At 64.3% G+C, this 11,784-nt stretch carries 8 protein-coding genes; 5 read left to right on the top strand and 3 right to left on the bottom strand.

Annotated elements, in window-relative coordinates:
• The first annotated feature begins 39 nt into the window (after positions 1–39).
• Both ACT6Q8_RS03385 and ACT6Q8_RS03380 read left to right on the top strand, forming a co-directional pair.
• The gene (locus tag ACT6Q8_RS03385) at positions 40–945 is read left to right on the top strand and encodes a LysR family transcriptional regulator (protein WP_444739335.1); all 906 of its coding nucleotides are present in this window, start codon (positions 40–42) and stop codon (positions 943–945) included.
• A gap of 96 nt (positions 946–1,041) precedes the next feature.
• Positions 1,042–1,731 carry a glutathione binding-like protein gene (locus ACT6Q8_RS03380; protein ID WP_444732633.1) on the top strand — a complete coding sequence of 230 codons (690 nt, stop codon included), beginning with the start codon at positions 1,042–1,044 and terminating at the stop codon, positions 1,729–1,731.
• 38 nt (positions 1,732–1,769) lie between these two features.
• On the opposite strand, the gene ACT6Q8_RS03375 is transcribed toward ACT6Q8_RS03380, so the two are convergent.
• Positions 1,770–3,857 (bottom strand): ComEC/Rec2 family competence protein, encoded by a 2,088-nt coding sequence (locus ACT6Q8_RS03375; RefSeq protein WP_444732632.1) that lies wholly within the window; start codon positions 3,855–3,857, stop codon positions 1,770–1,772.
• Between the two features lie 225 nt (positions 3,858–4,082).
• Between ACT6Q8_RS03375 and gltX the strand changes: the two genes are divergently transcribed.
• Together gltX and gltA are read left to right on the top strand one after the other, a co-directional pair.
• Positions 4,083–5,486, top strand: a complete 1,404-nt coding sequence (gltX, locus tag ACT6Q8_RS03370; RefSeq protein ID WP_054167208.1) for a glutamate--tRNA ligase — start codon at positions 4,083–4,085, stop codon at positions 5,484–5,486.
• A 104-nt stretch (positions 5,487–5,590) separates the two neighbouring features.
• Positions 5,591–6,919 (top strand): citrate synthase, encoded by a 1,329-nt coding sequence (gltA, locus tag ACT6Q8_RS03365; RefSeq protein ID WP_082372152.1) that lies wholly within the window; start codon positions 5,591–5,593, stop codon positions 6,917–6,919.
• A gap of 223 nt (positions 6,920–7,142) precedes the next feature.
• Here the strand turns inward: gltA and recO are convergent, their stop codons facing one another.
• Positions 7,143–7,910: a DNA repair protein RecO gene (gene recO, locus ACT6Q8_RS03360; protein ID WP_054167206.1), complete on the bottom strand. Its 768-nt coding sequence runs from the start codon at positions 7,908–7,910 to the stop codon at positions 7,143–7,145.
• Positions 7,911–8,021: 111 nt separating this feature from the next.
• Between recO and ACT6Q8_RS03355 the strand changes: the two genes are divergently transcribed.
• Complete coding sequence (locus ACT6Q8_RS03355) at positions 8,022–10,508, top strand: GGDEF domain-containing phosphodiesterase (RefSeq protein WP_156344505.1); 2,487 nt, start codon at positions 8,022–8,024, stop codon at positions 10,506–10,508.
• On the opposite strand, the gene lpxB is transcribed toward ACT6Q8_RS03355, so the two are convergent.
• Positions 10,505–11,665 (bottom strand): lipid-A-disaccharide synthase, encoded by a 1,161-nt coding sequence (gene lpxB / locus ACT6Q8_RS03350; RefSeq protein WP_444732631.1) that lies wholly within the window; start codon positions 11,663–11,665, stop codon positions 10,505–10,507. The two genes, ACT6Q8_RS03355 and lpxB, sit on opposite strands and share 4 nt — an antisense overlap.
• Between the last annotated feature and the right edge of the window lie 119 nt (positions 11,666–11,784).

Genomic DNA, 11,784 nt, shown 5'->3' with positions numbered 1-11,784 from the left:
AGACTGCCTGCCGGAACATGATTTGTGAGTTCGGGTCACATGTCGCGATTGGAGATCAACCGGGCCGGCGAGATGGAGGTTTTCGCCCGCGTGGTGGAGGCGGGCAACTTCTCCGGGGCGGCCCGGGCGTTGAATATGACGCCATCGGCGGTCAGCAAACTGGTCGCCCGCATGGAGGCGCGGCTGGGCGCGCGTTTACTCAACCGCACCACACGCCAACTGCGCCTGACGCCGGAAGGCGATCTGTTCCATGAACGCTGCCGCCGCATCCTGGCCGACATGGCGGAGGCAGAGCAGGAGGTGGCCGCCGGCAGTACCCCGCGCGGGCCAGTTCGCATCAACAGTTCGGTGCCGCTGGGCATGCTGTATCTGCTGCCGCTGGTGCCGAAACTGTCGGCGCTTTATCCAGAGATCCAGTTGGACATCACCCTGACCGACATGGTCGTGGACCTGATGCAGGAACGCGCCGACATCGCCATCCGCGTCGGCCCGCTGAAAGGGGCCAACCTGTTGGCCCGCAAACTGGGCGAGGGCCGGGTGGTGGTTGTGGCTTCTCCCGATTATCTGGCCCGTCATGGCACCCCGCGCACGCCCGACGATCTGGCCCAGCACAATCTGATGGCCTTCGGATTCGTGCGCAGCGTCGGTCCCTGGCCCTTTCGTATGCCCGATGGCAGCCGGATCGAGGTGCCGGTACGGGGCAATATCCGCCTGGGCGATGGCGAAAGCATGCGGCATCTGGCCCTTGCCGGGCACGGGCTGGCCCGCCACGGCCTGTTCCATGTCGCCGCCGATATCGCGGCGGGGCGGCTGGTGCCCCTGCTGGAGGATTATTCGACGGGAGAGGTCGAGGTGGTGCATGCCGTGTTCCAGGGCGGCCCAGTCATGCCGCCGCGCATCCGTGCGGTGATCGATTTTCTGGCCCGCGAAATGCGCATCGGGTGATGCAGCCTGACTGTGCGCGTCCTCACTTTCGGGCTGTGACCAATGCCGGTAGGGTGGCCGCCATCTGACCCACCCCGTCATTGCAAGGAACCGTCAATGACCATCCAGCTTCATGCCTGGCCGACCCCGAACGGCTACAAGGTCTCCATCGCGCTCGAGGAAATGGGCCTGCCCTATGAGGTGCATGCCGTGAATATCGGCGCGGGGGATCAGTTCAAGCCCGACTTCCTGAAGATCGCGCCCAACAACCGCATGCCCGCCATTGTCGACCCCGAGGGGCCAGAGGGCAAGCCGTTGAGCCTGTTTGAAAGCGGCGCCATCCTGATCTATCTGGCGGAAAAGACCGGGCAGTTCCGGCCCAAGGACCCCGCTGTATGGTTCACCCATATTCAATGGCTGATGTGGCAGATGGGCGGCGTTGGCCCGATGTTCGGCCAAGCCGGGCATTTCATCCTCTACGCGCCGGAAAAGGTGCCCTATGGCATCGAACGCTACCGCAACGAGTCCAAGCGCCTGTTGAAGGTGGCCAATACCCGCCTGGAAGAGGCGGCCTATCTGGGCGGCGATGAATACGGCATCGCCGATATGGCGACCTTCCCCTGGGTCCGCAACGCCCCGAAATACGATATCGACCTGAACGAGTTCCCGCATGTCCAGCGCTGGTTCAACGCCATCGCCGCCCGCCCGGCGGTGCAGCGTGGCCTGGGCCTGCTGGCCGACAAGGTGAAGCCGGCAGGCACCCCGCTGTCCGACAAGGAACGCGAGAACCTGTACGGTAAGAAGTAAACATGGTCAGGGCCTGTCACCGCAGTGACAGGCCCCGGTCAGTTCCAGGGCCGCGCCGCAGCACCGGCCCGGACGGCATCCACCCTGATATCGCCATCAAGATAGAGGGCGTGCGCCCCCTTGTCGGCCAGGGTCTGCGGCCCGATCACAATCGGGGCCGCGCATTCATTTAGCGGATGACGCGTAACTAGGGCATCAATGCCAGGCTGGCACAATATATCGACAGAAGCCGGGGACAGGGCGATGGCGACCGTCCGGCCATTCAGCCGGTAAAGGCAGGCATCCGGCGTGGCACAGGTCAGGCGGCCATCCTTGCTGCCCTTCTTGGGCCAGATTTGGGGTTCAACCGGCAATCCGTCCCTTTGCGCCCATTCATCACTGTCAAACCGTCCGGAGCGCCGGGTGGAGACGACCAGGGAACCGTCGGCCAGACGGACACCCACCACCTTGCCATCCCCGTTGATCCGCAGATCGGGCCGCGGTGTCAGGGGCAGAAACATCAGGCCGGCCAGCATGCCGGCCAAACCCAACAGCCTGATCCGCCCCTGCCACAGGCACAGCCACAGACAGGAGAGGGTGAAAATCACCAGCCCCGCTGCCGGCAGCAGCGGCAGATGCAGGGCCGCCCCCGGCATGTCGGCCACCCAATGCGCCGTCCACAAAATCGCCTCTGCCCCCCAGCCCATGGCGGTGATGGCCCAGCCTTCCAGGCCCAGCGGCATCAACAGATAGACCAGCAGCCCCCATGGCATGACCCAGAAGCTGGTGACCGGCACCGCGATCATGTTGGCCAGCAGGCCATAATTCGACATCTGCTGAAAATGATGCAGGCCGAAGGGGATGGTGACCAGACCCGCCACCAGGGAGGTCAGCGACAGACTGCCGACATAGGTCAGGCTTTGGCCAAACCAGCCCTGCCCCCCCTCCTTCCGGCGTGCAGCCATCCAGGGTGTCGCCACCTCGAACGCCGCCACCAGCGCGATGACGGCGGCGAACGACATCTGAAAGCTGGGGCCGATGATGGTTTCTGGCTGGATCAGCATAACCACCAGGGCCGCCACGGCCACGACGCGCAGGGAGAACGGATTGCGGTCCACCAGCACCGCCAGCAGCATGACACCGGTCATCAGCACCGACCGCTGCGTCGGCACGGGCGATCCCACCATCAGCATATAGAAGATGGACGCGACAAGCGCCGCCACCGCCGCATATTTCTTGATGGGGTGGCGCAAGGCCAAGGCGGGCCATAGCGCCATGCCGCCGCGCAGCAGAAAGAAGACCAGTCCCGCCACCAGCGCGATATGCAGGCCGGAGATGGACAGAAGATGTTGGAGGCCCGACTGCCGCATCGCCTCCATATCCGGCTCCGGTATCGCGGTGGGCTGGCCGTTCAGCAGGGCCGTGACCATGCCCGCCGTCGCCTGATCGGGAAGACGTGCCGCCACACGGTCGGCGATCACGTGGCGCCATTGTTCCAGCAGCACCCCCTCCTCCACCGGTCCCTCCAGCCGCCGCACCCGGCCCAGCGCGAAACCGGTCCCCCCGACCCCTAGAAAGTAAAGATGCCGGCGGAAATCAAAGGCCCACGGCTCCACCGCATCCGATGCGGGGCCGATGGTCGCGAACAGGCGCACCCGCTCGCCGATCACCGGCATGGTTTCGGTATTCCGCATGGAAATGCGCAAGATGCGGGGGGTATCGGCGGCGGCCAGACCCGGCACCGTCACGTCGGTCAGGAACAGCCGCATGCCCTTCTCCAGCCGGTCGATCTGAACCACCCGCCCCCTGACGCCGACGGGGCCGATATCCTCCCGCAGCATCGGGGCCGTCACCAGGGAGGTGCGCAACTGCGCCACCGTGAAACCCAATGGAACCGCCAGCAACAAAATCCACGCCGCCAACGCCCAATCCGGTCGCCGGACCTGAACCAGGACACTGGCCATCACGGCAAGGATCAAGGCCCCGGCACCCGCCCATACCGGCGGTTCATGATCCAGGGCGAAATAGAAACCGATCCCCACCCCGATCAGAACGGGGAACCACAGGACCCAACGCCCGCTTTCAGCCAGCAGACCGGCAGCCAGCCAGGATAAACCGGTCCGCCGCGCCAGCCCATCCAACCGCATGCCACCATCCCTGCCAATGGATGAATACAATTAGATGAAAACAGACAACGCTTCACTATTTAATTGTGATCATCCACAAGTCGCATCAACCCGACCGGCAAGGCCGCACCCACGACTTTTCGAGGGGGGAGCATCCCCGGTCCAATGCTGTTCACAAGACGCACGGCTGTGCTAAACCAACCCGCAAACAATCATTCTGCCCTATGGGCCCATAAGAGTTTTGCGATGATCGTCACCCGCTTCGCCCCCTCGCCCACCGGTTACCTTCATATCGGCGGCGGCCGCACGGCCCTGTTCAACTGGCTGTTTGCCAAGCATCACCAGGGCAAGTTCCTGCTGCGCATCGAGGATACGGACCGCGCACGGTCCACCGATGCCGCCGTGGACGCCATTCTGGAAGGGCTGAAATGGCTGGGCCTGGAATGGGATGACGAGGCGATCAGCCAGTTTGGCCGCAAGGACCGGCATGCCGAGGTAGTGGCCCAGATGCTGGCCAACGGCACCGCCTATCGCTGCTACTGCACCCCGGAAGAGCTGGACGCGATGCGCGAGGCGCAGAAGGCCGCCGGCCAGCAGCCGCGCTATGACGGTCGCTGGCGCGACCGCGACCCGTCGGAAGCACCCGCCGGTGTGGCCCCCGCTATCCGCCTGAAGGCCCCGCGCGAAGGCGAGACGGTGGTGAAGGACCATGTGCAGGGTGAGGTGCGGGTGCAGAACAGCCAGCTGGACGACCTGATCCTGCTGCGTTCCGACGGCACGCCGACATATCTGCTGGCCGTTGTGGTTGATGATCATGACATGGACGTTACCCATGTCGTGCGCGGCGACGACCATCTGACCAACACCTTCCGCCAGATCCAGATCTATAACGCCATGGGCTGGAAGACCCCGGAATTCGCCCATATCCCCCTGATCCATGGGCCGGACGGGGCCAAGCTGTCCAAGCGTCACGGCGCGCTGGGGATCGAGGCCTATCGCGACATGGGCTTTCTGCCGGAAACCATGCGCAATTACCTGCTGCGCCTGGGCTGGGGCCATGGCGATGCGGAGATCATTTCGACCGAACAGGCCATTGAGTGGTTCACGCTGGACGGTATCGGCCGCTCGCCCTCGCGTCTGGACTTCGCGAAGATGGAGAACCTGAACGCGCATTATATCCGGGAGGCGGAGGATGCGCGTCTGGTTACCCTGACCACGCCGTTCATTGAGGCCAAAATTGGCCGCGCCCTGACGGATGTGGAGAAGGACCGGCTGCTGCGATCCATCCCCGGCTTCAAGCCGCGCGTGAAGACGCTGATCGAGCTGGCCGATGGCTCGCTCTATCTGTTCGCCGCCCGCCCGCTTGCCATGGATGAAAAGGCCGGTGCCCTGCTGACGGCAGAGGTGCGCGGGCAGATCGGCGCCCTGGCCGCCAAGTTCGCTGAGGCCGGCGAATGGACGGCAGGTGCCCTGGAAGCCATTGTCCGCGATTTCGCGGAAGCGAACGGTCTGAAGCTGGGCAAGGTGGCACAGCCGCTGCGCGCCGCCCTGACCGGAACCACGGTTTCGCCCCCGATTTTCGAGGTGGCGGAAATTCTTGGGCGCGAAGAGAGCCTGTCGCGTTTAGAAGATGTCAAAAACCATGGTTAAAAAAGTGCTGTTGCGTTGCACTCGCTGCGACGCGGCACTAAACTCCGCCCCACTTTCAAAAACGGGGCGATAACCCCAAACGAAACCCTTGAGGACGTGCCGACATGAGCCAGACAACCCAGACGGCGGGCGATGGAACCGCCGAGACGGTGACCCTGATCGATAACCGGACCGGCAAGAAGATTGACTTGCCTATCCTGAAGGGCTCGACGGGGCCGGATGTCATCGACATCCGAAAGCTCTATGGCGCCACCGGCTGCTTCACCTACGATCCCGGCTTCACGTCGACCGCCTCCTGCGACTCGGCCATCACCTATATCGATGGCGACGAGGGTGTGCTGCTGCACCGCGGTTACCCGATCGACCAGCTGGCCGAAAGCTCGGACTTCATGGAAGTCTGCTACCTGCTGCTGCATGGCGAGCTGCCCAACGCCGCGCAGAAGAAGGAATTCGAAGCCACCATCACCCGCCACACGATGGTGCATGAACAGCTGACGCAGTTCTATCGCGGCTTCCGTCGCGATGCCCACCCGATGGCCGTTATGTGCGGCGTCGTCGGCGCCCTGTCGGCCTTCTATCACGACAGCACCGATATCAACGATCCCAAGCAGCGCATGATTGCGTCGCATCGCCTGATTGCGAAGCTGCCGACCATCGCCGCAATGGCCTACAAGTATTCCGTCGGCCAGCCCTTCATGTACCCGCGCAACGATCTGGGTTACGCGGAAAACTTCCTGTACATGACGTTCGGCGTGCCCTGTGAGCCGTACAAGGTGAACCCGGTCATCGCCAAGGCGATGGACAAGATCTTCATCCTGCATGCCGATCACGAGCAGAACGCGTCCACCTCCACCGTCCGTCTGGCCGGTTCGTCGGGCGCCAACCCGTTCGCCTGTATCGCCGCCGGTATCGCCAGCCTGTGGGGCCCTGCCCATGGCGGTGCGAACGAGGCCGTGCTGAAGATGCTGGAAGAGATCAAGACCGTTGATCGCATTCCGGAATTCATCAATCGCGCCAAGGATAAGAACGACAATTTCCGTCTGATGGGCTTCGGCCACCGGGTCTATAAGAACTATGACCCGCGCGCCAAGGTGATGCAGCAGACCTGTAAGGAAGTGCTGGCCGAGCTGGGGATCAAGGACGATCCGCTGCTGGACATCGCGGTGGAGCTGGAGCGGATTGCCCTGTCCGATCCGTATTTCATTGAGAAGAAGCTTTATCCGAACGTCGATTTCTATTCCGGCATCATCCTGAAGGCGATCGGCTTCCCGACCAGCATGTTCACCGTGCTGTTCGCGCTGGCCCGCACCGTCGGCTGGATCAGCCAGTGGAAGGAAATGATCGAGGACCCCGGTCAGAAGATCGGTCGCCCGCGTCAGCTCTACATGGGCCAGACGCCGCGCGACTATGTCCCGGTCGAGAAGCGTGGCTGAGCGTAAGCATAGCCAATCCCGCAAAGCGGGCGGTCCCATTGGGATCGCCCGTGATGCATTTCTGTTTCCTTCGCGCCCGCCCTTCCTGTGGCGCCGCCCGTCATCCGCCAATGACAATCCCGCCCCGTGGGGCAAGCGGCTTCGCCGCGCCTGGAACCTGGCCCTGATTATGGGCGTGGTTGGCGGATTGGTGTGGTCGGCGGTTCATTTCCGGTAACCGTCGTCAGGGCGAAACGGTCACGGACAGACCATTCATGCGCGCATAGCGTTCAACGAACCGGATACGGGCCGCCGGCACTTCCGCATGCCGCTGGGCAAAGGCGCTGCGTTCCAGAAAATGGCCCGCCAGCAGCAATCCCTGCATCACCTCTGCCGGCCCGCCATCGGACAGGCCCAGCAGGAACGGCGGCAGCACCAGCAGCTTGTCCTTATAGGGCTCCGCCGCCGATATCGACACGGCACGGCCCGTGCGCGGGCTGACATGCGACAGGCCGTCATTGCCGGCGAACAGGTCGGCAGCCGTCTGCCCGCTGACGGCACAGCGCGACAAGTCCAGGCCGAATCCGATCTCATCCAGCAGACCGATTTCCCACCGCACATAAATCTCGGCCCAGACCTCACTGGACAGTGCCTCGAACAGGGCCAGCGTGGCGTCAAACAGGCCGGGATGCGGCTCCCGGTCGGCCAGCAGCCCATCCAGCAGGGCACAGGCCGATGCCAGGCAGGCGAGTCGCAGCGGATCATCCAGGAGCGGGGCCGCATAGGCCCGCTCCAGTTCCAGCGACCATGTCCCCAACTGGTCCGCCAGACGGGCACGCCAACCGGCGGCCAGCAGGTTCCCCGGCTCCAAACTGGCCCGCAGGCGCGCCGATTGCCCCCCATGCACAAGGCCCGCGTGGCGCCCATGCTCCCGCGTTAACACCAGAGCAAGGGCCGCCGTTTCCCCATACGGGCGTGCGGATAGCAGGATCGCTTGGTCATTCCAGTCCATAGCGCCAAGTGTAGTATAAATAACAGCAAGCTGCGAAGGGGCGTGGCCCCACCGGTCGAAAGTGGTATAGAGTTTCCAACCCACATCTTTCCCTTGCCGGTCGATCCGCCCTTGTCCCAACCGACGCCCGATGACCAACTGGCCCAGCGCTATATGCTGGCGGGACTTTCCAGCGGCGAGGCCGTCTGGGATTGGGATCTGACCGTCGATACGCTGTTTTTGTCGCCGGGTTTCCGTGACCATCTGGGCCTGCCCACAGACGGGGGCGATATCGGCCCACGCCACTGGTTCGACCGTGTCCATAGCGATGACCTGCAATGGCTGGAGGCAACGCTTCGCCCACGCCATGACGAAGGGGGCCGGTGCTTCGTCATTGAACATCGCGTCAGCAATGGGCGTGGCGACTGGACCTGGCTGCTGGTCCGCGGTGCGGCCATCGCCGGCCCGGACGGTACCGTCAACCGCCTGATCGGCACTGCTGCCGACATTACCGAACGTAAGGAGGCGGAGGACCGGCTGCGCATCAGCGAGGAGCGGCTGGCGCTGGCCGCGGCGGCCACCAATGACGGTCTTTACGACTGGGACCTGCGGACCGACCGTATCTATTACGCGCCACGTTGGTGGGCGCTGATCGGACTGCTGCCGGACGAGGAGGCGAATGGGCCGGAGGAATGGCTGAACCGCGTGCATCCGGAGGATCTGATCTGGTTGCAGGCGACGCTGGACGCGCAGATGTCGGCGGGGGGCAAGCCTTTCCAGATTGAATACCGCATCCAGCATGGGCGGGGCGGTTGGCGCTGGATGCTGTGCCGGGGCATCGCCGTCCTGGACGCGGATGGGGAACCGGTGCGCCTTGTCGGCTCCCAATCCGACATTACTGACCGCAAGGTGGCCGAGGAACAGCTGCGCATCAGCGAGGAGCGCTATGCGCTGGCCGCCCAGGGCGCCAATGACGGCCTGTGGGACTGGCGCGTGCCGGAGGGGGAGGTCTACTACTCCCCCCGCTGGTCCGACATGTTGGGCCTGCCCGGCGGCGAATGGGTCGGCACGATGGAGGACTGGTTCGCCCTGGTCCATGCCAGCGATCTGCCTGGCCTGCGTGCAGCCTTCGAACTGCACCTGTCGGGTCGCCTTGATCATCTGGAACATGAAGTCCGCATCCGCCATGACAGCGGGGCGGAACTCTGGGTCCTGATCCGGGGGGTGGCCATTCGCGATGCGCTGGGCGATGCCATCCGCATGGCCGGCTCCATGACCGACATCACGGCCCGCAAGCGCGCCGAACAGCAGATCCTGTTCGATGCCTTCCATGATGGGCTGACGGGCCTGCCCAACCGGTCGCTGCTAATGGACCGTATCGGTCAGACCATTGACCGTCGCCGCCGGCCCGATGATCCGCCCTGCGCCGTCATCCTGTTTGATCTGGACCATTTCAAGACCGTCAATGACAGCCTGGGTCCCAATGCCGGGGACGAGGTGTTGCGCATCCTGGCTAAACGGCTGGAGGGGCAGCGCCGCGCCGGCGATACCATCGCGCGGGTTTCCGCCGATGAATTCGGCGTGCTTATGGATGGTGTCGTGGATGTGAAGGCCGCCATGACGGCGGCCCAGCGTCTGGCCGCCGCCATTACCGATCCCATAACGCTGGTCAGCGGCGAGGAACTGGTTCTGACGGCATCGGGCGGCATCGCCATGTCGCACACCGGCTATGGCCAAGCCGCCGACATGATGCGCGATGCCAGCCTTGCCATGTTCAGGGCCAAGGGGGCGGGTCGCAACCGGGTGGAAGTGTTCGACGACGCCCTGCGCGCCCGCGCCATGTCGCGTCTGCGGACGGAGGCTGACCTGCGGCTGGCCACTGACCGGCACCAGCTCACCCTGTTCTATCAGCCCATCGTACGCCTGTCGGATCAGTCCATCGCGGGGTTCGAGGCCCTGATCCGCTGGCAGCATCCCGAACGCGGCCTGATCTCCCCCGCTGATTTCGTGCCGCTGGCCGAAGATACGGGCCTGATCCTGCAGATCGGCCGTTGGGCCATGCAGGAGGCAGCGGAGCAGCTGGCGCGCTGGCAGAAGACCCATGACAGCGGCCTGTTCATGAGCGTCAATGTCTCTGGTCGCCAGATGCTGGATGATGACATGGTGGAATGCGTCCGCCATGTCCTGGCCGATACTGGCATCGCGCCGGACACGCTGAAGCTGGAGATCACGGAAAGCCTGCTGATGGATGATCCGGGCCGGGCCGTTTCCATGATGCAGCAGATCCGCAGCCTGGGCGTCCATCTGTCGCTGGACGATTTCGGCACCGGCTACTCCTCGCTCTCCTACCTGCACCGCTACCCGGTCAACTCCCTGAAGATCGACCGCGCCTTCATCAGTGGGGCCGGCAATGGCGACCGGCGGGAAGAAATCCCCCGCATCATCCTGCTGCTAGCCAAAAGCCTGGATCTGGATGTGGTGGCCGAAGGGATCGAGAATCCGTCAGAGGTCACCTTCCTGCGCGGTTTGGAATGCCGCTATGGTCAGGGCTACTACTTCTCGCGGCCAATACCGGCCCCGGATGCAGAAAGGCTGCTGGCGTTGCCGGCGCTGCCCTAACCCCTGGCAACCTTCAGAACCGCTTGCGCCGCACGCTGGCTGGGCGTCTGTTCACCGCCCTGACCCAGCCATTGCGCCACCTGCGCCACGCCCTCGATCTGTTCACGCCGCGCGTCGGGATTGGTCAGCAGTATCGACACGGCATCAGCCAGTTTCGGCGGTGTGCATTCATCCTGCAACCGCTCCAGCACCAGCATCCGGTCCAGCATGATATTGACCAGATTGGCATATTTGACGCGGATCAGCCGGCGGTAGAGCCGGTAGGTCAGCGGATGTATGCGGTAGGCGATGACGCTGGGCAGGCGGGCCAGCGCCAGTTCCAGCGCCACCGTGCCGCTGGCCGCCAGTGCAGCCGTGCTGGCGGCCATGGCATCATATTTCTCGGTGTCGCCCTCCACCACGATGGTGGGCACAGGCCACGTCGCCGTGGCCGCCCGCACGGGGGCCGCCACCTTGCCCAGGGTGGGTACGACAACCCGCAATCCGGGATGGCGTTCCTTCAGAATGGACAGCGTGGCGGCAAAGTCGGGCAACAGTACCTTGATCTCGCTGCGCCGGCTGCCGGGCAGGACGCAGAGCAAGGGGATGTCGTCGGCAATGCCGTGGCGGGCGCGAAAGGCCGCACCATCGCCCTGCTCCACCCCGGCCTCCACAATCGAATGGCCGACAAAGGTGGCGGGCAGGCCCACCGCCTCGAAATAAGGCGGCTCGAACGGCAGAAGGACCAGCAGATGATCCAGGAACCGCGCGATCTTCTGCGCCCGACCGGGCCGCCAGGCCCAGACGGTGGGGGCCACATAATGGATCAGCTTGATGGCCGGATCGGCACGCCGCACCTTTTTCAGCACCCGGAAGCAGAAATCCGGGGCATCGATGGTGACAACGGCGTCGGGGCGGCGGGCCAGGATGTCGCCCGCCGTCTGCCCGATGCGACGGATCAGGTTGGGCAGTTTGGGCAGCAATTCGGCCAACCCGAACAGGGTCAGTTCCTCCATAGGGAACAGGCTGTCCAGACCTTCGGCGATCATGCGGTCGCCGCCGACACCGGCAAAGCGCACCTGCCCACCCGTCGCCTGCTTCAACGCCGACATCAGCCGGGCGCCCAGGATGTCGCCGGAAGGTTCGCCGGCGATCAGATAGATCAGGGGGGCGGTCATGGGCGAGCCTCGGGAGGTGGGCCGTTGAATGTGGCGCCCTCACCCTCCCACCCGCTGCGCGGGCGGGCCCCTCCCTCTCCCACTGACGTGGGCGAGGGGCGAACAATCAGGGATGTCCA

This window comes from Niveispirillum sp. (assembly GCF_052437035.1).
Lineage (GTDB): Bacteria > Pseudomonadota > Alphaproteobacteria > Azospirillales > Azospirillaceae > Niveispirillum.
Note: the sequence above shows the minus strand (reverse complement) of the source record. Positions and strands in the feature narration are given on the sequence as shown.

Excerpts from the sequence above, each read along its gene's own strand:
- lpxB (WP_444732631.1), bottom strand. The coding sequence starts at position 11,665 with ATGACCGCCCCCCTGATCTATCTGATCGCCGGCGAACCTTCCGGCGAC.
- ACT6Q8_RS03380 (WP_444732633.1), top strand. The coding sequence starts at position 1,042 with ATGACCATCCAGCTTCATGCCTGGCCGACCCCGAACGGCTACAAGGTC.
- ACT6Q8_RS03375 (WP_444732632.1), bottom strand. The coding sequence starts at position 3,857 with ATGCGGTTGGATGGGCTGGCGCGGCGGACCGGTTTATCCTGGCTGGCT.
- gltA (WP_082372152.1), top strand. The coding sequence starts at position 5,591 with ATGAGCCAGACAACCCAGACGGCGGGCGATGGAACCGCCGAGACGGTG.
- ACT6Q8_RS03385 (WP_444739335.1), top strand. The coding sequence starts at position 40 with ATGTCGCGATTGGAGATCAACCGGGCCGGCGAGATGGAGGTTTTCGCC.
- gltX (WP_054167208.1), top strand. The coding sequence starts at position 4,083 with ATGATCGTCACCCGCTTCGCCCCCTCGCCCACCGGTTACCTTCATATC.
- recO (WP_054167206.1), bottom strand. The coding sequence starts at position 7,910 with ATGGACTGGAATGACCAAGCGATCCTGCTATCCGCACGCCCGTATGGG.